Genomic DNA, 25387 nt, shown 5'->3' with positions numbered 1-25387 from the left:
AACAAGGTTATATAATCATGTTTTAGGGTTAAATGTTTCGTTTAGGAAATGGGAGGTATTTATATCTTCCATTTTCTTTTTGCCATAAAACCTTTTTTCTATCAACTGTTCCATCTTATGGACTATGGACTATGGACCAATAAACTATTTTGCCTATTTTTACCCGATATGGAACCCTCTTTAAGCGAACAGCGTTTAACTTTTTTAAGGCAATCAATTGGCAAGGTAATTACCAATTCGCCCTCTAACTTTATGAACTGGCTGGCTCCTGTTTTAGTTAAGGCAGAGCATGGCATATTGGTTTGCCGGTATACCATCCGTAAAGAAATGACCAATCCTTATCAAATTTTACATGGTGGTGTAACAGCAGGCATTATTGATGATCTGATTGGTGCAACTGTTTTTACGATGGGATTAAACGAACGTTATACCACTGTAAATAATTATATCGATTATTTTGCCCCTGCAAGCGAAGGCGACGAAGTTGTTGCAGAAACCTCAATCGTAAAAAGAGGGCGCACCATATTAAATCTGCAATGCGAAATATTTTTACCCTCAAAAAAGCGTTTAATAGCTAAAGGCTATTCGAATATGTTAAACATAGGTTAAGTTTTTTCTGATAGCTTAAGAATTAATTGTTAATTCCTTTAAATTAACGAAACATTCTCATTTATAATTTGTTGTAGATTAACCTAAAATATAATGAGCCATGTTAGAAAATTATTCCACCCTGCAATTCATCGTGAGAGGCAAAATTTTTAAGGGATTTTGCATGCGTATTCAAGATGATTTTCACGAAACTTATGCTGTTGTTTTAGACGGTTACCATTCTTTTTGTATCTGGTTAGATAATAAAACAGAAACATGGTGTGCTTCTAAAAACGTAGCGATTGATCCTGATGCTATTGATGAAATCATTAACAGAATATCTATCCCCCAAACATCTTGCTAAAATTGCGTAATAAAAATGTTGCAGCATAAATTCTGCCATTGATCTGCAGGATTTTGCTGTTTTATGCGGTATTTTCTCTTTTTCTCGTTTGAGTTCCTCTCTATAACGGTGGTCATAATAGATTTTGATGGGTTAAATTGTGTATTTTAACAAGAACTTAACTAATCAATAACCTAAATCTTTCATTATGAACAAAAAATTACTAATGCTATTAGGAATTTTAACTTGTTATGTAGTTTCCTATGCCCAAACAATTGTAAAGGGTAAGGTAACAGACGAAAACAATGTTGGTATTCCAGGTGTAAGTGTGCTGGTTAAAGGCAGTACAACCGGCGCTTCTACAGGCGGTGATGGTTCTTACAGCATTACTGTTCCATCAAATAATGTTACACTGGTTTTTAAATCAATAGGCTTTGTTACCCAAGAGGTAGCTGTTGGTGGCCGAACACAGGTTGATGTGAAACTCTTATCCGATTCCAAAGAACTTTCCGAAGTAGTTGTAACAGCTTTAGGAATTAAGAGATCTGAAAAATCGATCGGTTATGCCACCCAAAAGGTTGATGGTAATGCATTAACCATGACCAAAGAAACCAACGTAATTGGTTCGTTAGCTGGTAAAATAGCTGGTGTTCAGGTAACTGGTTCATCAGGTGCAAGTTTAGGTGGAACGCAAAAAATTAAGATCAGAAGTGTAAATTCATTAACTGGTGGTGGCTCACCTTTAATGGTGGTGGATGGCACACCCATTACACAGAATAATTTTGCTGGAGGCGAAAATGGTGTCGATTATGGAAATACCTCTCAAGATATTAATCCCGATGATATTGAGTCGATCAATGTTTTAAAAGGACCAGCTGCGTCTGCGCTGTATGGTATAAGAGGGCAATATGGTGTGCTATTAATTACCACTAAAAAAGGGGGGAAGGGAGCCAAAATGCAGATTGATATCAGTTCTGCCTATACTATAGATAAAATTGGAAACTTTTTGCCACTACAGAACATTTACGGGGTAGGAAATAGCCAGGTTTTTTCTAAACTGACCAATGGACAAAATTATGTAAATGGAAATGATGAAAGCTGGGGTCCAAAAATGGACGGTACTCCGATCAGAAAAATCAACAGCTTTTATCCACAGGATCCAGAGTATGGCCAACTAAGTCCGTTTGAACCGCAACCGAACAATATTAAAGATTTTTTTGAAACAGGCCAAAATGTAAATAATGGAATATTTCTTACTGGTGGTTCAGAAAATTCTACTTTTAAAATCGGTTATACTAATGCTTATGCAAAAGGGACTATTCCAAATACCTGGTTAAAAAGAAATAATCTAAGTTTAAGCACCACTTTCGATTTAACTAAAAAGCTTACGGTAGGTGCCAATGTAAACTACGCCAATAATTCAGGACAAAGGCCAACACAAGGTTATCAGGGTTCATTTACTGGCGCTGTGCAATGGTTTCAGCGTAACTTAGATGTTAATACACTTAGAAATTACAGGTATGCTGATGGTACTATTTTAAACTGGAATGTAAATCCAAACACAGCGGGTGTAATTGCCACCAATAAGCCTAGTGATTGGAACAATCCATTTTTTGATGCTTATGAAGTACTAAATAACGATGATCGTAACCGTTTATTTGGTGATGTAAATCTGAGTTACCAGCTATTACCAGAATTAAAAATCAGCGGTTTTGTTCGTTCAGATATGTTTAGTCAAAATATTACACACAAAGAGCCTCTTGGTGGTCGGAATTTAGATAACTATGCCATTACCAAAGCAGATGGAATAGATAATAATTATGAATTTTTAGCTCAGTTCAATAAGAATATTAACGATTTTTCGATCAACATCAATGCAGGTGCCAATCTTTACACCACCAAATTTACCCAAACATCGCAATCAACAGTTGGAGGTTTATCCAGTCCAAACACTTATACCATTGCTGCTTCTGTAGATCGGCCAAACAGTAGTTCGTATCTCCGCCAGAAACAGGTAAGAAGTATTTACGCCATGGGTTCGTTCGGTTACAAGGATACCTATTTTCTTGATGCATCTATCCGCAATGATATATCATCGGCCTTACCAGCTGCAAATAACTCTTATTGGTACCCATCTGTTTCAGGAAGTTTTTTATTTAGTAACCTGATCAAATCAAAAGTGCTTACTTATGGTAAATTAAGGGCGAGTTACGCTATTGCAGGTTCTGATTTTGATCCTTTCCAAACTGCAATTACCTATGCTTTTGGTAGCCCATATCCTGCAGCAAGTGGAACAATAAGCTCTTTAACGGTACCAGATATTTTAAAAAATCCTGACCTTAAACCATCATTTGCCAATTCCTATGAAGCAGGGGTAGATTTAAGGTTTTTGAATAATCGGGTGGGGATGGATTTTACCTTATATCAACAGCGAAATAAAAATCAGGTGATTAATTTATCGGTGTCTGGCGCTAGTGGCTATGAAACATATGTGGTTAATGCTGGCTTGATAGAAAACAAGGGTTTGGAGCTTACATTATATGGTCAGCCCATTAAATCTAAGTTGTTTACATGGGATATTAGCATAAATTATGCAAAGAATAAAAATACCATTAAAGAATTATATACTGGAATTGGGGTTTATCAGCTCGATCAGAATACCTATTCGAGCCAAACCATCTTTTTAAATTCTTCACTAAATCAATCTTTCGGAAATTTAGTTGGCCCAGGTTATAAACGTGATCCGGCAACTGGAGAAATACTTTTAGGTGCAGATAATATGCCTATTTCTGTAATTGGGGTCGATTTTGGAAGTGTGGTACCAAACTATACAGGCGGTATTACCAACAATTTTAAAATTTGGAAATTCGATCTTGGTGCTGCATTCAGCTTCCAGAGTGGGGGCAAGTTCTTCAGCTGGAGCCAAATGTTAGCCGCAAAATCGGGACAATCAGAAATTACAGCTGCACTTAACGATAAAGGAGTGAACGTTCGTGAACCCATTGCAAACGGTGGTGGTGTAAAAGTTTCGGGAATATCTTCAATTACAGGTCAGCCCGTTACTGCTTATGTAGATGCCAGAACGTATTATAGAACAAACCTAGGGACTAAATTTTATGATGAGTGGGTTTACGATGCATCTTATATTAAAATTCGTGAGTTAAGTTTAGGCTATAACTTCGATGCTAAGCTTTTAAGTAAAACACCATTTAAAGCCATTAAACTTTCGGCGGTGGCACGTAACCCGGTAATGATCTGGCAAAAAGCGCCTAAAGGTGTCGACCCTTCAGAGCTTTCTTCTGGAAGCTCAGCCATTAGCTGGATTGAAAAAGGAGAACTGCAAACGGTACGTTCTTTTGGTTTAACCTTAAACGTGAAATTTTAAATCTTAAGACCATGAAAAAATTACATCAATCAATATACTATTGCTTAATGGTTTTAACCTTATCAAGCAGTTGTAATAAATTTAAGGATTCGATTAATACTGATCCAAATAATCCTACGAAAGCATCGGGAACGCAGTTGATTGCCAATTCAGAGCAATTTTTACCAACGTTAAGTTCTTCTCCATACGGTGTTCATTATCCACAATATTTATCTAATACCTCTTTTCCTGACAATTCCAGATATGTAACCACTAATTTTAATTTTTATGGTTTATACCAAGGGCCATTGATCAATCTAGAGAATGTTATAACCAATACCAGCCTTGATGCGAGTGAAGGGCCAATTGCCAACCAGGTCGCAGTAGCTAAAATATTAAAAGCCTATTTTATGTGGCATGCAACAGATCGATGGGGGGCTTTACCATATAGTGAGGCACTAAAAGGAAAAGACAACTTTACACCTAAGTACGATTCTCAACAAAGTATTTACAATAATCTTTTCGCACTGCTCGACGAGGCAAATGCCGGTTTTGTTACTGGTAACTTAAAAAATGATATTGTTTATGGTGGCGATGTTGCTAAATGGAAACGTTTAGGCAATACCATTCATTTGTTAATGGCGTTGCGTTTAAGCAAAGTTGACCAAACAAAAGGAAGTGCCGAATTTAATAAGGCCATCGCCAATGGGATTATGACAGCTAATACCGATAATTTGGCCTACCCTCATTTGGCTGTTACTGCACAGGAGAATTATTGGTATAATTCATTCACCGTACTCAGCAGAAACTGGTTCGCGGTGAGTAAGCCAGTTGTAGATTTTATGAAGCCTTTAAATGATCCACGATTACCAATTTTCGCAGTAAAGAATACTGCTGGAGATTATGTTGGTTTAGATTACGGTTTATCTACAACAGTTACGCCAGGCAATTATTCGTTATTGGGGACAGCAATACGTCAACAAAATTCTCCGGTTTATTTAGTTACTTACGCACAAGCTTTATTTGCATTGGCTGAAGCAGCAAAAAGGACCTGGATTGCCGGTGGTGATGCTGTTGCAAAAACAAATTACGATCTGGCCATTGAACAATCTATAAGACAATGGAATAACAATGATATCAGTGGATTAGCTGCCTATAAATTAAATGCTTCAGTAATATACAACCCACTTACTGCATTAGAGCAGATTGGAAATCAGCGTTGGGTGCATTTATTTATGCACGGTTATGAGGGCTGGGCCGAATGGCGCAGAACTGGTTTCCCCAGCTTTTTGGTTCCAGCACCAAACAACAACAACAAACCGATACCAAGAAGAGAAGGTTATCCCACGCAAGAACAGGCTAATAATACCGAGAATTACAAAGCCGCAATTGCAGCCTTTCCTTATCTTGGTAGTGATGATTTAAATGCTCGAGTTTGGTGGGATAAACCTTAAAACAATACTGTATTAGCGTTTAAATACAGCTCTTGTTTATATTAAAATCCCTGCCAGATAATTTTCTGGCAGGGATTTTTTGTAGCTGTTAAACGCTTTCTTTGTCATGCTGAATGCAATGGGTGAATCAGTCTCGCAATAATGATAGATGGATCAACACACTAATGACTAATAAACCAATGACCAATGAACCGCGATTTACGCAAAAAACATATAACTAAGCGCTATGGCTGTACAAACCCCAACTAGATCAGCCAATAACATTGAACCAATAGCATAACGTGTATTCTTTATTCCAACAGATCCAAAGTAAACCGCTACTACATAGAAAGTGGTATCAGACGCACCTTGAAAAACACCAGACAGTTTACTGGCAAATGAATCTGGTCCGCTGGAAATCATGGTGCTTACCATCATTCCTCGGGCGGCACCACCGCTTAAAGGCCTGATTAAAGCTGTGGGCAGCGCATCAACAAATTTGGTGTCGGCTCCTAAAAACACAAACATGTTTTTAATCCCGCTCATGATTACATCGAAAGTTCCACTGGTTCTCAACATGCTTACTGCAACTAAAATTCCAACTAAATAGGGGATAATTTTCAGTGCAGTTTCAAATCCGCCTTTGGCGCCATCAATAAATGCATCAAAAACATCAATTTTTTTATACAGTGCACCCAATACAATCAATAAAAAGATCAATAAAATTATTCCACCGCTTAACAAGCCTGAAAATGATTTTATGCTTTCTGCATTTAACTTACTTACGTACCAAACCAGTAAGCCAACCAGTGCCGAGATACTTAATACCCAGGTAATGATAACAGGTTGAAGTAAGTTTATCTTTTGTTTAAAGGATACAATGAGCATTGCAGCCATGGTACCTACAAAAGTTACAATCAAACACGGGATGAAAATATCAGTTGGGTCCTGCGCATTTTGAGTCGACCTAATGGCAATTACACTAACGGGAATTAGGCATAAGCCGGCAGCATGCAAGCATAAAAACATAATCTGCGAATTGCTGGCAACATCCTTATTTGGATTAAGCTCCTGCAAACTTTCCATCGCCTTTATACCAAATGGGGTGGCTGCATTATCCAAGCCCAACAAATTAGCAGAGAAATTCATGATCATATGTCCCATAGATGGGTGCCCTTTCGGAATTTCGGGAAAGAGTTTCGAAAAGAAAGGTCCAATAATTCTGGATAATAAACGGATACCGCCTGCTTTTTCGGCGATGCTCATTAGCCCCATAAATAAAGCCAGTGTTCCAATTAATTTAATACAAAGATCCACCGCTATCCAGCAGGTTTCGATAATGCCGTCTAATTTTAAAGGGTTTAATGGATCGGATGATTTGCCGATTACCATCCAGTTAAAAATATCGCTATGTCCGAAAAAGAAACATTTAATACTTGCTACAACAATAGCCACGATAATAAATGCTGACCAAATTCTGCTTAATGCCATTAGGATTGTTTAGTTTTATTTGAAGGGGTTAAAATACCTTTTTTAGTCGAAAGTTCATAGCGGGAGAGCCCGGAGTCGGCAGTCTTTAGTCCGAAGTCAGCTTATGCAAGCTAAATAATGGGTTATGGTCAATAGTTTAATGGTTGATTGCTAAGGTCCTTATAAACTGTTAGGCCGTTAGCTAAGAACTATCAAACTATTAACCAAAGAAAAGTCCATAGCCAATAGTTTATTCACTATCAACTATGGACTTCAGATTCCGACTAACTACGGTTTATCATCTGTTAGTTCAAAACCCCAGGTTTTTCCTTTTTCAGTAGCTGGAATTCCACTTGTCATCCAAGCTGGAGCTTTTGCACCTTTTAAATAATAGTCGAAAAACTGTTGCTCACGGATTTGAATATCCTTACGGTTCTGGCGTTGAACCAGGTTATGCGCTTCGCCATTATAGTTCAGCATCCAAACTGGTTTACCTAAACGGCGCAGACCAGTAAACATTTCAATACCCTGATACCAAGGTACAGCACCATCTGCATCATTAGCCATTACCACAACAGGAGTATTTACTTTCGGGAACATAAATAATGGTGAGTTCTCGATATATAATTCTGGTTTTTCCCAAAGTGTTGCACCGATACGGCTCTGCGTTTTTTCGTATTGGAACTGACGGTTCATACCAGTTTCCCAACGGATACCACCATAGGCAGAAGTCATATTAACTACAGGTGCACCAGCCCAAGCAGCGGCATACATGTTATTCTGTGTAATGAGATAGGCTACTTGGTAACCACCCCAGCTTTGACCTTGGATACCGATTTTACTGCCATCTACCCAGCTATTTTTCTTCAGGCTTTCTACACCTGAATTGATAAATTCAACTGCCGATTTGCCTGGATGACCAGTTTCATAGCTAATATCTGGCGCAAAAACCAGGTATCCATTACTCACGAAATAAGAAATGTTTAAGCGAGATGGAGTAGGCGCCGGCGCTTGGTAAGTGTACAAACCATCCGTTAGTTTTTCGTAGAAATACGCAATCATCGGATATTTCTTATTTGGATCGAAATTTTCCGGTTTGTACAGTATACCTTCAGCTTTGTAGCCCTTCGGCGTAGTCCACTTAACCAGCTCAGCCGTGCCCCAATTGTAGTTTTTTTGTTGAGGGTTAGTATTGCTTAATTTGGTTTCAGTTTTGAAATCGGTAGTGATATAAATATTTGGCGATTCTACATAATTAGCTTTATCGTAAATGTAAACATCAGCATCTTTAGCCTTTAGCAGGTTTGAATATTTAAACTTAGCCATTACTACCAATTCTGGCGCCTTAGCTGAACCTATGTTGGTACGGTAAAACCCGTTTTCTTTAGTTAAATGGTTAAAACCATCTAACCAAACCGTTTCGTTCGCTTTTACAAATTTGCTATCTGCATTGCGCTCAAATCTGTTATCCTGTTGTACTCTTTCGTAACGGAAAGTAATGTTGTTTGCTCTTCCAAAACCGGCGGTAATATTTTTTGGTGCCGATTTTCCATCTGGTGAGAACGACCAGATATCGTATTTATCGTAAATTAAAACAGCTTTATCACCTTCAGTCCAGGTGGCTAAACCATAAGCAGAAGGTAAATCCGGCACATCGTTTTCCTCATCAACAAATTTTTCGCTTAAACCTGCTGTTAGTACGGTTACTTTTCCGGTAGTTACACTATAAGTATTCCAGCTACCTGCTTTTCTATCAAAATATAAAACATAGTTTCCGCCAGGAGAAGCCATTGCATAACCGCTTAAATTATCAATAATTTTCTTTTTCTGACCGTTTTTAGTATCAACCAGATAATAATCTTTTGAGGTAGAACCACTCCATTGTGATTCGATCCTGCGGCCATAGTCTGTAGAGGCTAAAACCAGATTCGCATCACCTTCAGCAATCAGATTGGCATCAGGTAATTTTATATCCGTTAATGGAATCACTTTAGGATCACTGCTGTAAACGTCAATCACCGATAAATAACTTTTTTTACCGTCTCTATCAGCATTTTTAAGCTGCATAGGCTGCAAGTAGTCGTCTTTGTAATTCCAAACATCAACTTTGGCCACTTCGAAATCTACAATAGTGGTGTCTTTTGGTTTTTTGATAGGAGAGATGCCGAAAAACAATTTCTTGCCATCTTTACTAAAGGTTATTTTACCATCGCCATTAACCGACCATTTTGCAGGTAATCCCGGCATATCAAAATCAACCAGTATCTGCGCCGTATCTAGTGTTAAAGAGTTGTAATAAATATTGTAATTTTTTATTTCCTGTTTCTCCGGACTTTGTTCGCCCACAAAAGCCACATGCTCGCTTTCCTCATCAAAAGTGAAGTTTTTAAAACTTCCTTTACCTTTAATTAGGGTTTTTAATGTGCCTTTTTCTGTGTTTAGCAAAAATACTCCTTGTGGAGCTGTTTTGTCCTTTTTAGATCCGCTACAGGCAAAAACCAACTGTTTACCATCTTTACTGAAATAATAATCGGTAACGAATTTATAAGTTTTATCTGTGCCCGTTAAAAGATTTTTTACCACTAAATCGGTTCCTTCGTCGGTTTTACCTTTTGCAGCAGGTTCATCATCAGCAAAATCCATTTCACCATCTTTTTTTTCAGTTGGTTTTGCCGTTTTCTTTGCTGTATCTGGCTTTTCGGTCAGATAAGCCATTACGCCAGCACCTTCTTCAGGGAATTTGAAAGATTTTACCCTTGCCACTTTGGTAACGGCACTAGTGGTGAGGTTGGCAATGCCCAACGAATCTTTAGGTAATTCATCAGGCTTTTTCTTTTTAATTTTAGCCTGACGTAAATCTTTATTTAAAGGACGGATGTTAAAAGCCGCAAACTTAGAATCATTACTAAACTGCGAGTTCATCCCCCTCGGTATATTAATCTTCGCATTCGTTTTAATATTGGTAAGGTACAATTGTGCATCACCCTCTTGCTGTAAGATGCTGTACATCGCCCATTGACCATTATTTGATAATTGCTTTGTTCCTACTGATTCCCAGGTATCATATACAGAATGGTCTAATGGTTTCTTTTGTGCGTAGGCAAAGCTGACAACGAAAAACAGAATAATAGTTAGTCTCTTTTGCATTTTTAAAAGTTAATTAATTTGTTGGTTGAGATTTAATCTTCTAAAATTGGAATTTTTTACCTTATTAGGAAACTTGTATGCCAAATATTACAATTAAAAAGGGAATTGAGGAAGCAAAATGGATAATGTAAGACGTAAAATGGATGATGGAAATTAATAATTACTAGTGATCAACTATGGACAAAAGAAATCTATCGAGACAGATCTCTCCGTTCCGTTGCACTCCAGTCGAGATGACGCCCTTTCTTTTAGATCTCGCGCTTCACGTCTAACGCCATGCGCTTATCGCTCTCCTCCAAAAAAAAAACCATCTCCGTGGTCTGTGTCCTCACAGATCACAAACATCATCGTCACTTCAATTGAAGATTTCTTTCCTGATTTAACGTGGGGACTGCACTTCGGTAGAAATGACAAAATTCGCTTTACGCTCGGCTTAAAATTAAAAACCCTCGATTACTTTAAGCAACCGAGGGTTTTCATATCATTAAAGACTAAATTATTTTTTAGCCTGTTGCTGCTGACGCATATAATCATCTAAGCGCTGTTGGAATTTAGATTTTTTCTTTTTCTCATCAGCTGGTCTGGCTTTGTTTTGCTGAATCAACGCGTGGATTTTATCATCATCAACCATCTTACGGATTAAGAACTGCTGTCCGAAAGTCATCAAGTTGGCCAAGAAATAATAATAGTTTAATCCGGCAGGGTAGCTGTTTAATACACCTAAGAAAATAATCGGCATAATGTAACCGATGTATTTCATTTGGCCTGTAGCTCCAGAAACCTGGTTGTTAAAATAAGTCATAATCAATGTAGAGATGGTCATCAATACACACATTAAACTCAAGTGATCGCCAATGAAAGGGATTTTTACGCCAAATTTGATAAACTCATCATAAGTAGATAAATCTTTCATCCAAAGGAAACTCTCACCGCGTAATTCGAACAAGTTCGGGAAGAAGAAGAAAAAGGCCATTACCAAAGGCAATTGTAACACCATCGGTAAACACCCACCCAGCGGGTTTACGCCAGCTTTTTTGTATAATTTTAAATATTCCTGTTGAACCAATGTTGGGTTATCTTCACCTACTTTAGCTTTAATTTCATCCATTTCTGGTTTCAATACCCTCATTTTAGCCATTGATAGGTATGACTTGTAAGTAAGAGGTGATAAAGCAAGTTTTAATAAAATGGTCAATACCAGTATGATTAAACCAAAGTTCCAGCCAAAGTTGTTTAAGAAGTTAAATACTGGTAATACAACCCAACGGTTAATATACTTTAACGGCCAATAACCCATATCAATTTGCTGATACAGATCATACCCTTGATCTTTTAACGCAGAAAATTTATTGGTTCCGAAGTAAAATTCCATTTCATATGCCTGATTTGCCGAATGTGCATATGGCAATTCCATATTTGCGGCATAATATTTTATTTGGCCAGGAGCTGTTGGAATTTTAACTTCTAAATTTCCTTTTTCGAAACCTTGTTTAGCAATTAAAGAAGTCGAGAAAAAGTGTTGTTTAAAAGAAAACCATTGGATTTTTCCTTTTGTTAATTCTTCTTTTTCATCTTTAGAAACACTTAAATGGTTTACATCACCATCTACATATTTGTAGTAAGGTGCAGAATAACGGTGTTCACTTTCGATAGATTTCTCTTGTTGTAATAAAGTAGCTTCCCAGTTTAAACCAATACTGTTGCCAGAAATAACTTGCTGTAAACCAACTAAATTAATGTTGAAAGCCAGATTGTTGCCTGCTTTTAAATTGTAAACAAACGCTACATAGGCGTTAGCGCCATAATCCGCACGCATTGTTAATGTATTACCCACTTGCGTAGGTTTAAAGTATAAATCGTTTGTATTTATAACTTTACCAGCTGCATTAAGGTTTAAACCAAATTTATTCTGGTTACCATCAAATAAAATTAGTGGCTTACCATTAAAGGTTTTTTGACCTAATACTTCTACTGATGATATTTTACCACCCTTATTGCTAAAAGTGATTAATAATTTATCATTTTTTAAAGTAGTTTTAGTTTCAGTGCCAGTAATTGCGGTACCAAAAGGGCCTTTTAGGGCTAAAGAATCTACAGCTGGGTTAGCAATCGCAGCAGTTTTTGTTGTGTCTTTTTGAATTGGACTTACGCCAATCTTTTTTAGCGAATCGGCTCTTTTTGTAGAGTCGATTCTTACTTGTTCTCTTTTTACTTCAGCTTCATTTGGCTTCAAAAAGTAGAATGATCCTGCCAAAATGATCATGATCAGGAACAGTCCTGTGAAGGTATTTCTATCCATTATTTATGTTTATACTGCTTTTAATTCGTTTTCTTTTTCGCAAACTCCATCGCAGCGGCGACAAATTTAACAAAAAGTGGGTGAGGATTAGCAACTGTTGATTTTAATTCTGGGTGAAACTGTCCGCCTACGAAAAATGGATGATTTTTAAGCTCCACAATTTCAACTAAATTGGTTTGCGGATTCATACCTGATGCAATCATTCCTGCATCTTCATATTGCTTTAAATAAGCATTGTTAAATTCGTAACGGTGACGGTGGCGTTCATTGATGTGCGATTTACCGTAAATAGAAAAGGCTTTAGTTCCTTTTTTAATATCACAAGGATAAGAGCCTAAACGCATCGTTCCACCTTTATTTGTTATTTTTTTCTGCTCTTCCATCATGTTAATTACCGGATTGGCAGCATTTTCTTCAATTTCTGTAGTATGTGCATCTTTCAAACCTAAAACGTTACGTCCGAATTCGATAACAGCACATTGCATACCCAGGCAGATTCCGAAGAAAGGAATATTATTCTCGCGAACATATTTTATGGCATCAATTTTACCTTCAATACCGCGGCTACCAAAACCTGGTGCAACTAAAACACCTTGTAAATGACCTAATTTATCTTTTACATTATCAGGGAAAATGCCTTCAGAGTGTATATATTCTACTTTAACCTTACATTCATTTTTCGAACCTGCGTGTACAAAAGATTCGATAATTGATTTATAAGCATCAGGTAGTTCTACATACTTACCGATTAAACCAATTTTAACCTCTGCCGTAGGATTTTTTAAACGGCCCAGGAAATCTTTCCAGCTTTCCATATCGGGATCGCTTTTGGTCGGTAATTTTAATTTCGATAAAACAGTTTTATCCAATTGTTCTTTTAACATTAACAATGGCACATCATATATAGTAGATGCATCCATCGATTCGACTACCGCATTGATGTTAACGTTACAAAATAAAGCAATTTTTTTTCTGATCTCAGGGCTAATGTGGTGCTCGGTTCTGCAAACCAATATATCCGGCTGTATTCCATACTCCAACAACGCTTTAACAGAGTGTTGTGTCGGCTTGGTTTTTAGCTCGCCGGCAGCAGCTAAGTAAGGTACCAGGGTTAAGTGGATAACAATAGCGTTGGTACTGCCTTCTTCCCATTTAAACTGACGAACAGCCTCAATAAATGGTAATGATTCGATATCACCCACAGTGCCACCAAGTTCTGTAATTACAATATCATATTCACCGCTATCACCTAAAATGCGCATGTTGCGTTTAATCTCGTCGGTAATGTGGGGTACAACCTGAACAGTTTTGCCCAGATATTCACCTTTCCGCTCTTTATTAATTACATTCTGGTAAATACGGCCGGTAGTAATGTTGTTTGCCTGTGATGTTGGAACGTTAAGGAAACGCTCATAATGACCAAGATCCAAGTCGGTTTCAGCACCATCTTCCGTAACAAAGCATTCGCCATGTTCGTATGGATTTAAAGTTCCTGGATCGATATTAATGTACGGATCGAATTTTTGAATGGTTACACGGTAGCCACGTGCCTGTAAAAGTTTAGCTAAAGATGCGGAAATGATGCCCTTACCTAAAGAGGAAGTAACACCGCCCGTAACAAAAATATACTTTGTCATGATTGATAATTTGTGGAATTAACCAGGTGTTTTGGACCTGTTTAATTGTTTTTGTACGGGATACAAAGGTACAAAAAATTATCGCTCGATTAGATACTTGCCAGAATATTTTTTCGTCATATTATATCACTGATATTGACTATTTTAGCTAAAAAAGCCGCTTAAAGTATCAGCGTATAAAGTTCTTTTTTAATATCTTCTATCTTTCTGGGATTCTTTTTATCCTCATAACGGGTATAGAGGTCGATCATTTTTTTGAAATCTTTTTCGGTATCGGTTCTTTTTCCTTTTGCAGGAGGAGCAATGGTTAAGATAGGAACGTTTTTAGCTTCAACCTTGGTGGCAAACCAGGTGGTGTTATACCGGGGAATGGCTAGGCCCAATATCATGCCTGGTAAGCCCGTAAATCCTTCAGGACCGCCTTTTAATAAAATCTCTTCACTATAGAAAGCCACTACAGTAACCGAATCGTTTATTACTGCTATTGCTTTACGGCATTCGTAACCTGCAATTTGGCGTACATCGTGCATGATTTTCCAATTGAGATGAGGGATAGTGTCTTTTAAAATAAAATCTTCGCCACTTATTGGTTTTCTCATTACTCTTGTTTTTTTGCTAAAATCGGTATAAAGCTCATTCGTATTCTCACCGGCAATAAAGAAGAAATTATTGTCGCTTAAGGTCTCTTTCGGTTTAATCTTATAAATGGAGCTACTGTCGTTAAAACTATAATCCCAGCTGGAAATTCTGTATTTGCTCATTTTATCCCTCGCATCGTCCGATATCCAGGTATTTGATGCCAATTGCTGTTTTTGATTGATCTTTTTCTCGAAAGTTATTTTAGCGCTTTTGATGAAAACAGTTTGTGCACGCACTACTATAACTGCAAAAAACAAGATTATGCTGAGTCCTAAATTTTTCATCTTCAATTATTTTTTGTCTTGTTTAACAAAGTTTCCGGTTAAATTATAGGTGATGCCAATTAGGACATACCTGGGAATGAAGCTGTTGGTATATTCACTGATATTATTGCCACCAACGTAACGGTTATAGCCGATTTTTTCAGCTAAAATATCAGAAATGGATACTTTAAGCTCTAATTCTTGTGATTTGAGCATCTTTTTTGATAAAAATGCATTCCACAAGGCAATATTAACGGGGGTACTAAACGAAGAATTTGCTGGTTGATATGACAAGGATATCGATGTATTAAATTCTGTATTGTATGGAAGTTCTATATTTCCAGAAATATCATGGTTGTGGCTAAAGTTTTTGCCATTGTTTATCGAACCGATTGACGAACGGCTGTTCGAAAATGTAACCGATGAATTATATTGAATTTGAACTTTATCTCCATAATAGCTAAAACGAGGGCGTATATTAATACTATTGTTCACATTCTCATTCAATTTATTATTTAAGATCGATACAGCGTTCGAATGGTTGAAACTGGCATTTAATCCTGTGTTTAAACCGGTTTTGCTAAAACTTTTATTAAAACTCGCACCTGCGTAAAAATTATTATTACCATTTAAATTGATATAACTGCTAACGGTTTTATTCACATCATCTACTGTTCTTGAGCTCACAACGGCATTTTTTGTAAAGCTATAGCCACCATACACATATGCGTACATCTGAGATTTTTGCTGATACGTGTTTAAATTAAAGCCAAAATTATTGTTGAAAGATGGTTTTAAATTTGGATTACCTCTTATTTCGTAAAGTGGATTATTAATTTGTCTGATAGGTTGCAACTGATCTAAACTCGGCTGTCGGGTACTACCATTGTAGTTTAACGATACGCTGGTGTTTTTGCCAAGTTTATAATTAAAGTTGCTCTGTGGGGCCCAGTTTAAATAGTTTCGGTTAAATTTATTGGCTCGGTCCAGATCATTCAGCTCAAATGTAGTTTCGGTAGCCTCCGCACCACCAGATAGCGTGAACTTCTTTGACCTGTATTGCAGCACAATTTTACCAATGTTCGAAAAATTATTGAAATCGAAATTGTTGCTCAATGAATCGATTCGTTTATTATTTAATGATTTATCGAATACAAGTTTATGGCTATTGGATGTTACCGTTTTAAAACTGTAGGCTGTTTGTAATGAAAATTGCCTGCCCAAAGGTTCGGTATACGATATTCTGGTGCCAAGTGAGCTTTCTCTACCCGAATTATCGTTCAGGAAGTTTTGGTTAACAATTCTATTGATTGCTCCATTCCCATCGTAGTATTGGGTTACACTTAAACTGGTGCCCAAACTGGTACTACTTTTGGTTTCAGGTTGTAAATCAATCGAGAGTGTTCTCCCTTTTTTGACAAACTTTTTGGAGTAGTTTATATTGCCGTTAAACAGGTCATTGTCGCCATTACTATCATTATACTGATCACTATTATTTACAAATATCCCTGCGTCATTTTTAGTTTCGTTCTTGCTGATATACTGGCTGCTGTTTTTGCGTTTGCTACCTGCGAAGGATATTTTTAGGGTAGAAAGCGAATCCAATTTAATATCGACACTGCCTTTTAAACTCTGGCCACTGTTTCGGGTTTCGCTGTTCGAGCTGCCTTCGCTAAAGAAATTAGTTCCGTTGGGCAGTAACGACTGGTTTTTCGAAGTTGTTCTGTCTAATATGTTTCTGTCACTGCCTTTGTAATTGAGTTTTAGGCCAACTTTGTTTTCGTTCCATTTGTTAGAAAAATGTGCACCATATCCCGTTACATCTGGCAGGCCGCTTGATGGTGAAAAATCATCTTCATCTCCACTGCTGCCATAACTGATCATCACCGTACTGCCATCATCGCCAACTTCAATTACATCATAATCATTGCCTTTTAATTTGCTCATGGCGGCGCTTGCCTTCGAATCCTGATTGGTATTGGAGTTGGATCCAAATACTGCGGCTTTCAGTTTGTTTTTGTAAATACCAGCCATGCCACCAATGTTTTTGTAGTGCTTAAGGTCGCTGTTGGCATCCAGGGTGCTGAGATATCCGTTTTTGGCGTTTTCCTTGAGTTTGATGTTCATTACCTTCTCTTTGGCATCACCTTCTTTTATACCAGATAATTCTTCCTCTTTGGTTTTTTTGTCATAAACCTGAACTTCGCTAACTGCATTGGCTTTCAGGTATTTCTGTGCCAGAAGCGGATCATCACCAAAAAATTCCTCGCCATCAACCAAAAGTGTATTTACATCTTTTCCGCCAGCTTTTATTGCGCCATCTTTGTCAACCTCAATTCCAGGTAAGCGCCTTAATAAATCCTGTAGATTGGCATGTGGTTTTACCGCAAAACTATCTGCCTGATAAGTTATGGTATCGCCCTTCATGCTAATGGCCTGCTTTTGGGCTTTAATTACCACTTCGTTTAAAAGTGTGGCTTTGCTGTCCATCGCGATATTACCCAGGTTAAACCTTGATGAATCGGACAGTTGGATGTCTCTTATATAATCGGCCATTCTCGGAAAAGTGACCACCAGGGTATAATTTCCTTTTTTTAAATTCGAAAACTCGAATTCACCGTTAGCCTTGGTACGGGCATCTTTAATTAAAATGGAATCTTTGCTTGATATTAATAGGATAGAGCTATTCTGTAATTTTGTTTTTTCAACGGTATCAACCACAACGCCTTTTATACTAGCGTATTGAGCGAATACAGGAAGAAAAAATAACGAAAAAACGAGCGCTAATAGTAATGGTTTGAGCATGTATTTGGTAAAGAGGCGTTAATAAATGGTTGTTTGGTTAAGTGCCTGAAAATACAACTATTTATTTAGTTGTTAGCAATAAAGTAAAATATTTTTTTTCAAAAAGAAATATAACTGCTGGAGTTGCGGAGAATAATATTCTTAAAAAAGAAGTGGCGGGAGGAAAGAATTGCAAGTTATGCGTTTGCAACATTTATTTTGTTGCTGCTAAAATCAGTTTTTTAATCAGTACAATTTGCCCAAAATGGTAATAGCTATGCTCAATTACGCCTTCTATGTTACGCAGATAGGTGCCGTACTTTGCATTTACAAATAACTGATCTAATTTTTTGTCGGGTATTTGTGCTACTTCATCAGCGAAAGCTGCCGAATTTGCCAAAAATTCTTCCACCAGTTTTTTCCAATCTTCTTCTGATTGTATTGGCGGCAGGTCGAAACTATATTGATCTTTAATTTCCAAAGGGCCACCTTTAAATACATTTAAAATACCAACCAGATAATAATTGATGTGATAGGTTAAAGCTGCAATTGTATTTAAATCTGCTACCTGATGCCTTGCCTGTTCCCAGGTAATGTTTAACAATTGTTCCTGGTAGTTGGTGTTGGCAATCCAATATCCATTTAATAAAACTTCTCTTAATCGGTTTGCAATAAATTCAGATCTTTTCATTGGTCTCATTCCTTAGTTGAAACTAGGCACTTTTAGTACAAGACTTACTTTTCTACAAATTTTTATTTTTTGCCACAGATTCACAGATTAGATACAATCTGCGAATCTGTGGCTTTTTTTAACAACGAATTGGATTCTAATTTCCTGACATTGATTTATAGCTATTAACAACAGTTGTAGTAAATTTTTACTTTCTGCTCTTTTTCACTCCAGGCAATGTAAATGTTGTTTTCCTTTCCTAAGCGATACTTAAAACCATTTAATCCCGACTTCTTTAATTCTTCGTAAAGGGCCTTGTCAGGGGTATAATTATCGGCTTTATCTTCGGGCATTACTGCAGGCTCGAGAAAGTTATCATCACTAAAAAAATCATCAGCAATGGTTTTTAAGAAAATAATCTGGTCTTTTTCTTTCGAGAGATCAACATTTGGATCGGTACTGCCCAATAACTCAGTTCCTTTGATTCTGGTATTGTAAATTTCTTTTCCATCGGCATTTTTGATGGTGAAATTCAATACCATTTCTTCGGGTTTCCGCCCTGTAAGCTCGATCTTAAAAGTGTCCAAACGTTTTAAATCAGAAAAAGACTTGGCCAGGCGCTGGTTAACGTTTTTAAACTCAATGGCGTTGGTTTCCTTTTTGCTGTTCGAATTACAGGCAACGAGCGCTAACAGGCAGATGGCAACAAAGAGCGGTATATTTCTCATATTCAAAACTACAAATTTTATGTTTTAGTTCATGTCCATATTTTATGATATCCCTTAAATTTAAAAGGAATACCCGATAGATAACCACAATTGAAAATCGAAATAACCACCTGGGAGCCTATTCTTTAAATTATTTTGAACATGATAATAATCTCCATAACCTAAGCCTGTTAAGCCCTCTAAAAGAAAATGTTTTCCCGGAATAAAGGATACGCCAAATGTTCCGCCGTAACGCACAGACCCAGCGCTAAAATCCCTATCACGGCCCCAGCCAAAAATACCGGTTTCATCAACTGAGCGATGCGAGATAACAGTTTTATCTAGATTTCCGAAATAAACGCCATAAAAAGCATTGGCTTCCCTTTTCTTAATCGGACGGATGTATTTCTTTGCACGAAGCAAGAAACCTTCGTAATGGAGGTAGTCGCGGTAGCCCAGATTTTTAATTTCGCCAGAGGTGTAGGCGAGCTCTAAGCCATAGCGGTTCGAAAAAGTCTTTTCTATGGCTATTGCAGGTCTTTTGGCCACTAAATTCAAAACATTTGTCTTGATCATTAAGCCGGGCCCATCTTGTGCAAAGCTGGCATATGTACATAAAATGAATATAGGGAGGAGCGTTTTCTTTTTCATATATAGGCGAAAATACTAAAATATTAGCCCCAAGCAATCAAAGCTATTGCAAAACTAAATTTAGTTCTTATATTTACGTAACTGATTACGTAATTAATTATTGTCATGATTTTTTTTGAACAGACTGGTAAAGTAGCTATAGGCAGTAGGTTAAGGATGCTAACCGATAAAGTAACCGAAGACGCAGCGCAGATTTATAAGTTGTATAATATTGATATGCAACCGAAGTGGTTTCCTGTGTTTTATGCTTTAGCACAAGAGAAAGAAAAAACGATTACTGAACTGGCTAAAGGTATTGGCCATTCTCATCCATCGGTGAGTAAGATTATTAGCGAAATGCTAAAAAAGGGCTACGTTAAAGAGGGAAAGGATAAAACCGATGGGAGAAGGAATGTGGTGAGCCTTTCTCCGGCAGGTATAGAGATTTCTAAAAAAATTAAAGATCAATTGATTGATGTAAATGCTGCCATTGAAGAGCTTTCGGCCCAAACACAAAATAAACTTTGGGAAGCGATAGGTGAGTGGGAGTTTTTATTGGAACAAAAAACCTTATTGAGAAGGGTAATGGAAAAGAAAAAAGAAAGAGATGGCTTAAAGGTTGAGATTGTTGATTACCAGCCCAAATACCAGGAAATATTCAGGTCGCTAAATGTAGCGTGGATTTCACAGTACTTTACCATGGAAGAATCTGATTATAAAGCTTTAGATAATCCGCAGGGTTATATTTTAGATAAAGGAGGTTTTATATTGGTTGCGCTTTACGAAGGTGAACCTTTGGGCGTTTGTGCACTAATTAAGATGAATGATGGCGAATATGATTTTGAACTGGCCAAAATGGCGGTATCGCCAAAAGCTCAGGGAAAAAATGTAGGCTTTCTATTGGCAAATGCCATTATTGATAAGGCAAGATCGTTAGGCGCATCTAAAATTTATTTAGAAAGCAATACCATTTTAAAACCAGCCATAAATCTTTACCATAAACTAGGTTTTCAAAAAGTGGCAGGCAAGCCTACGCCTTACACACGATGTAATATTCAGATGGAACTGGTGATTAGATAGGTGCTATTTGATACGTCATGCTGAATTCATTTCAGCATCTTAATTGTAAGGAGGCTGTATCATAAAGACGATTCACCTCAGGTGATGTCTTGTTGAGCTTGTCGAAACACTTTAAAGAGTATTTAAGCAGGTCCTTCGACAAGCTCTCCGTAGGAGTCCTTTGGACAGGATGACAAATCTATATTTATGATACAACCACGACGTAATTTTTAATTTATATAATGGTTAAGGTAACTTCAGTGCCTTAAGTAATTTGTTCAGTTTTAATAAGTCTTCTGGTGTGTCTATTGCAACTGTCTCTAAATCAGTTACTTTTGTTTGGATGTAAAATCCGTTTTCGATCCATCGAAGCTGCTCTAAGCTTTCGGCAATTTCTAAAGAAGAGGGTGGTAACTTGGTAATGGCTTTTAACGATTCAGTACGGTAACCGTAAATTCCGATGTGCTTATAAAACTGGTGCTTTTCTGCCCATACGCCTGGTTCGCCATTTCTGATAAAAGGAATCGGACTACGGCTAAAATACATGGCGCGACCGTTTACATCGATCACCACTTTAGGACTATTGGGATTGTATACACTTTCCTGACTCTGGATAGATTTGATTAATGTTGCCAGTTGTACTTTTTCTTCAGTAAAGCAGCTTGCCAATAATTCAATCTGTGCAGGCTCAATAAATGGTTCGTCTCCTTGAATGTTGATTACAATATCAAATCCTGGTAATTGTTCAATCACTTCGGCACACCTATCGGTTCCGCTTTGGTGATTAGATGAGGTAAAGATAAATTCTCCACCAAACCTTTTTACTTCATCGGCAATTCGTACATCATCGGTGGCAATTACGACTTTCGATAAGCTTTCAGCTTTCGATGCCTGCTCGTAAACCCTTTGGATCATGCTTTTTCCGGCAATATCCACTAGAGGTTTTCCCGGAAAACGGGTAGAGGCATATCGTGCAGGAATAATTCCGATAATTTTTGGATTTCCTAATGTGGAGCTTAAATTTCTATCACTCATATATTATTTCGATAGAATTGATAAAAAACAAATATGAAAATCAATGCGATGATAATATAAGATATCGGCTGTGCAAAATTGAATGTCCAACCAAGCAATTTTACACGTTTCGGAACAATTAATCTCGAATCTTTTTTATTGAAATAAAAAGTACCCCATTTCCAGTTCTCTGGATTATCGTGTTCGAAATCTTTTTCCATATTCATCACATTAAATATTCAAACCATTTATTATGAATTCAACTCCCCCTTTAGGGGCAGGGGGTTAAAATAATCCATTTATTTCGGCCTCAATAGATTGGATTACCGTACCTAGGTCTTCTGGGTTGTTGGTGAAATCTAATTTATCTTTATCCAAAATCAATAATTTACCCAGGTTATAACCTTTAATCCAGGCTTCGTATTTTTCGTTCAGCTTAGATAGATAATCAATACGGATACCCGCTTCGTACTCACGGCCACGACGCTGGATATTATTCACCAATGTAGGTACCGATGCGCGCAGGTAAACCAATAAATCTGGCGGTTTAATAAAAGAGGTAATATTATCAAAAATAGCCCTGTAATTATCATGATCGCGGGTGGTCATTAAAGCCATATCGTGCAGGTTTTCTGCAAAAATATGCGCATCCTCGTAAATGGTTCTATCCTGGATCACGTTACGTTTATTAACCTCAATATCGGTAATTTGCTGAAAACGACTATTTAGGAAATAAATCTGGAGGTTAAAGCTCCAACGTTTCATGTCGCTGTAAAAATCTTCCAGATAAGGGTTATTGTCCACAGCCTCGTATAAAGCTTCCCATCCATAATTTTTGGCCAATAAACCTGTTAGGGTAGTTTTACCGGCACCTATATTTCCTACAATTGCTATGTGCATTTTCTTTAGATTGGAGATGTGAGATTTGAGATATGAGACTGAGAAATAATCTCAAATCTAATGTCTCGCTTCTCAAATCTATTAAAATTATTAAAAACTTTTAAACCCGATTAAACTGCGAACCTCTCTGATGGTTTTTTGTGCGCTTTCGCGGGCCTTTAATGCACCATGTTTAGCCACTTGCCTTAAATATGAATCATTTTTGGCAATATCCAAAATACGCTCACGCATAGGTGCAGTCGTAATAATCATATCTTCTGCCAGTTGTTTTTTGAAATCACCATAACGGATCTGCATTTTGCTATACAAATCTTCAAAATGTGCAAGTGTATCGGCACTCGAAACCACTTTCATTAAATCGAAAAGATTCTGAATAGGCTCAGGTTTCGGTTGGTTTTCTTCCGTTGGGCCACCATCACTAACCGCTCTCATTACTTTTTTACGAATGGTTTCAGGGTCATCAGATAGGTAAACCGCATTAGCTTCGCCTTCTGATTTACCCATTTTACCTTTACCATCTAAACCAGGTACTTTAACCAGTTTATCAGTGTAGCTAAAAGCGTAAGGTTCAGGGAAATATGCTGTATTATATAACCTGTTGAAACGGTTTCCGAAAGTACGGGCCATTTCCAAATGTTGTTCCTGGTCTTTTCCAACAGGTACTTTGGTCGCCTTATGGATTAAAATATCGGCCGCCATTAATACCGGATAGGTTAACAAACCTGCATTTACGTTATCGGGGTTGGCACGCACTTTATCTTTAAAAGATGTGCTGCGCTCTAATTCACCCATATAAGCGTTCATATTTAAGTATAGATATAGCTCCGCAATTTCCGGAACATCACTTTGTATATAAATGGTACTGTTTTCTGGATCAATTCCACTAGCTAAATATTCAACCAAAACATGTTTAATATTTCCATGTAAATCGGCTGGAGTCGGGTGTGTAGTTAAGGAGTGTAAATCGGCGATAAAAAAGTAGCAATTGTAATCGTTCTGCATCTGAACGAAGTTTTTAACTGCGCCGTAATAATTACCCAAATGTAATTTTCCCGTTGAGCGGATACCGCTCACCACTGTTTCTTTCATAATGGCACGAAATTAAAAATAAAATACATGCAAATCATAAATCGTTTCAATTTTAATGGCAAGATTTTTTTTGAATACTGGTAAGACCTACAGTTTATATGTACAGTCGTCATCTCAACCGTAGCGGAGAGATCTTTAGAACGGGTTTCGCCAGTGATTGGTATTATACAACCAAATCTTAGCCCAATGCAATCAGTTGTTTGAAATATCAAACTATTTTATATTTTTGGTTATCTATGATTTATTTTCTAAGACAAGTACACCGGGTATGGTTTTTATTCTGGATACTGTTTTTTTTCGCTCTATTCTATCCTTTATACTACGTTACTTCACGTAATGAGAAATATTATAGCATTCTGAATTTTTTTAGGAAAGCCAACAGTTTTTTATGTAGCCTGTTTTCTGGTGTTTTTTTTCGTTATCAATACGAAGAAAAGCTAAATCCCAAACAAACTTACATCTATTGTGCCAACCACACCTCTAACCTGGATATCATGATTTTCTGTATCATGGGACATGGTAAATTCCATTTTATGGGAAAAGACGAACTGTTGAGCAATCCGGTATTGGGTATCTTTTTTAAAACCATCGATATTTCTGTAAATCGCGAAAGTAAGATTTCGGCTTTTAAAGCTTTTAAAAAAGCTGGCGAGAATTTAGAAAAGGGGATGAGCCTTATTATTTTTCCGGAGGGTAAAATCGACGACCATTACCCACCAAAGTTGGGCGAGTTTAAAAATGGTCCTTTCCGTTTGGCTATCGATAAAAATATACCGTTGGTACCTGTGAGTATTAGCAATGTTTGGAAAATTAATTGGGATGATGGAGCAAAGTATGGAAGTAAGCCGGGAATTTGCGATATTTACGTCCACAAACCCATAAATACATCAACTTTGACCGATGTTGATGCTGATGTGTTGAAAGAAAAGGTTTATAGATTGATTGATAGTAAGTTAGTATAAATATGAATTTAGACGCAAAAACCATCCATAAAATAGCCGATCTGGCCAGAATTCATATTGATGAAAAACAGGTGGATACACTGATCCCTGAAATGAACAAAATTTTGTCATTCATGGAAAAGTTAAATGAACTGGATACTTCAAATGTGAAACCACTGGTTTATATGAACGAATCGGTAAATGTTTGGAGAGAAGATGTGGTTAAGCAGGAAATAGCTACAGCTGATGGCTTGAAAAATGCAGCAAAACATACCGACCAATTTTTTATGGTGCCAAAAATTATTGAAAAATAATTGAGGTAATCGCTATGCTGACCTGTAGCGCAGCGGAAAGCTCCGCAGTAAAATTTATTCAGCATCTTTAAGATTAACATTTGTGCAGTAATTTTT

Annotated in this window: 20 protein-coding genes; 7 read left to right on the top strand and 13 right to left on the bottom strand. The window is 37.2% G+C overall.

Annotated elements, in window-relative coordinates; all coding sequences use genetic code 11:
• Nucleotides 1–168: 168 nt before the first annotated feature.
• From AC07VK_RS06680 to AC07VK_RS06665, 4 genes are all read left to right on the top strand, one after another.
• Entirely contained in the window at nt 169–609 is a 441-nt protein-coding gene (locus tag AC07VK_RS06680) for a PaaI family thioesterase (protein WP_492952159.1), read from the top strand.
• Nucleotides 610–709: 100 nt separating this feature from the next.
• Complete coding sequence (locus tag AC07VK_RS06675; RefSeq protein ID WP_492952160.1) at nt 710–952, top strand: hypothetical protein; 243 nt, start codon at nt 710–712, stop codon at nt 950–952.
• Between the two features lie 187 nt (nt 953–1139).
• Nucleotides 1140–4316: a SusC/RagA family TonB-linked outer membrane protein gene (locus AC07VK_RS06670; protein WP_492959193.1), complete on the top strand. Its 3177-nt coding sequence runs from the start codon at nt 1140–1142 to the stop codon at nt 4314–4316.
• A gap of 11 nt (nt 4317–4327) precedes the next feature.
• Nucleotides 4328–5749, top strand: a complete 1422-nt coding sequence (locus tag AC07VK_RS06665; RefSeq protein WP_492959191.1) for a SusD/RagB family nutrient-binding outer membrane lipoprotein — start codon at nt 4328–4330, stop codon at nt 5747–5749.
• Between the two features lie 198 nt (nt 5750–5947).
• Here the strand turns inward: AC07VK_RS06665 and AC07VK_RS06660 are convergent, their stop codons facing one another.
• From AC07VK_RS06660 to AC07VK_RS06620, 9 genes are all read right to left on the bottom strand, one after another.
• Nucleotides 5948–7219: a nucleoside recognition domain-containing protein gene (locus tag AC07VK_RS06660; protein ID WP_492952163.1), complete on the bottom strand. Its 1272-nt coding sequence runs from the start codon at nt 7217–7219 to the stop codon at nt 5948–5950.
• Between the two features lie 267 nt (nt 7220–7486).
• Nucleotides 7487–10345: a S9 family peptidase gene (locus tag AC07VK_RS06655; RefSeq protein WP_492959189.1), complete on the bottom strand. Its 2859-nt coding sequence runs from the start codon at nt 10343–10345 to the stop codon at nt 7487–7489.
• Nucleotides 10346–10841: 496 nt separating this feature from the next.
• The gene (gene yidC / locus AC07VK_RS06650) at nt 10842–12644 is read right to left on the bottom strand and encodes a membrane protein insertase YidC (protein ID WP_492959188.1); all 1803 of its coding nucleotides are present in this window, start codon (nt 12642–12644) and stop codon (nt 10842–10844) included.
• A 20-nt stretch (nt 12645–12664) separates the two neighbouring features.
• Nucleotides 12665–14281: a CTP synthase gene (gene pyrG, locus AC07VK_RS06645; protein ID WP_492959187.1), complete on the bottom strand. Its 1617-nt coding sequence runs from the start codon at nt 14279–14281 to the stop codon at nt 12665–12667.
• 161 nt (nt 14282–14442) lie between these two features.
• Nucleotides 14443–15204: a GLPGLI family protein gene (locus AC07VK_RS06640; RefSeq protein WP_492952167.1), complete on the bottom strand. Its 762-nt coding sequence runs from the start codon at nt 15202–15204 to the stop codon at nt 14443–14445.
• A 6-nt stretch (nt 15205–15210) separates the two neighbouring features.
• Complete coding sequence (locus AC07VK_RS06635; RefSeq protein ID WP_492959185.1) at nt 15211–17988, bottom strand: outer membrane beta-barrel protein; 2778 nt, start codon at nt 17986–17988, stop codon at nt 15211–15213.
• Nucleotides 17989–18181: 193 nt separating this feature from the next.
• Nucleotides 18182–18658 (bottom strand): DinB family protein, encoded by a 477-nt coding sequence (locus tag AC07VK_RS06630; protein ID WP_492959183.1) that lies wholly within the window; start codon nt 18656–18658, stop codon nt 18182–18184.
• A 164-nt stretch (nt 18659–18822) separates the two neighbouring features.
• A complete protein-coding gene (locus tag AC07VK_RS06625) occupies nt 18823–19365 on the bottom strand; it encodes a hypothetical protein (RefSeq protein WP_230140423.1) in 543 nt (180 codons plus the stop codon).
• A 60-nt stretch (nt 19366–19425) separates the two neighbouring features.
• Complete coding sequence (locus AC07VK_RS06620; RefSeq protein ID WP_492952171.1) at nt 19426–19995, bottom strand: hypothetical protein; 570 nt, start codon at nt 19993–19995, stop codon at nt 19426–19428.
• A gap of 105 nt (nt 19996–20100) precedes the next feature.
• Between AC07VK_RS06620 and AC07VK_RS06615 the strand changes: the two genes are divergently transcribed.
• Nucleotides 20101–21054, top strand: coding sequence for a bifunctional helix-turn-helix transcriptional regulator/GNAT family N-acetyltransferase (locus AC07VK_RS06615; protein ID WP_492959181.1), 954 nt, complete (start codon nt 20101–20103; stop codon nt 21052–21054).
• 225 nt (nt 21055–21279) lie between these two features.
• Here AC07VK_RS06615 and kdsB read toward each other — a convergent pair whose 3' ends face one another.
• From kdsB to trpS, 4 genes are all read right to left on the bottom strand, one after another.
• Nucleotides 21280–22068 (bottom strand): 3-deoxy-manno-octulosonate cytidylyltransferase, encoded by a 789-nt coding sequence (gene kdsB / locus AC07VK_RS06610; RefSeq protein WP_492959179.1) that lies wholly within the window; start codon nt 22066–22068, stop codon nt 21280–21282.
• A complete protein-coding gene (locus AC07VK_RS06605) occupies nt 22065–22268 on the bottom strand; it encodes a DUF5808 domain-containing protein (protein WP_492959177.1) in 204 nt (67 codons plus the stop codon). The genes kdsB and AC07VK_RS06605 overlap by 4 nt, the downstream gene beginning before the upstream one ends.
• Nucleotides 22269–22332: 64 nt before the next feature.
• Entirely contained in the window at nt 22333–22947 is a 615-nt protein-coding gene (locus tag AC07VK_RS06600) for a deoxynucleoside kinase (protein WP_025144984.1), read from the bottom strand.
• A gap of 90 nt (nt 22948–23037) precedes the next feature.
• Nucleotides 23038–24036 (bottom strand): tryptophan--tRNA ligase, encoded by a 999-nt coding sequence (gene trpS / locus AC07VK_RS06595; protein ID WP_492959175.1) that lies wholly within the window; start codon nt 24034–24036, stop codon nt 23038–23040.
• A gap of 236 nt (nt 24037–24272) precedes the next feature.
• On the opposite strand from trpS, the gene AC07VK_RS06590 reads away from it, so the two are divergent.
• The gene (locus tag AC07VK_RS06590; protein WP_492959173.1) at nt 24273–24998 is read left to right on the top strand and encodes a lysophospholipid acyltransferase family protein; all 726 of its coding nucleotides are present in this window, start codon (nt 24273–24275) and stop codon (nt 24996–24998) included.
• Nucleotides 24999–25000: 2 nt separating this feature from the next.
• On the top strand, nt 25001–25291 hold the full coding sequence (gene gatC / locus AC07VK_RS06585; RefSeq protein WP_029278731.1) for an Asp-tRNA(Asn)/Glu-tRNA(Gln) amidotransferase subunit GatC: 291 nt from the start codon (nt 25001–25003) through the stop codon (nt 25289–25291).
• Nucleotides 25292–25387: the final 96 nt, after the last annotated feature.

This window comes from Pedobacter sp. GW821-FHT01D05, from assembly GCF_059422505.1.
Note: the sequence above shows the minus strand (reverse complement) of the source record. Positions and strands in the feature narration are given on the sequence as shown.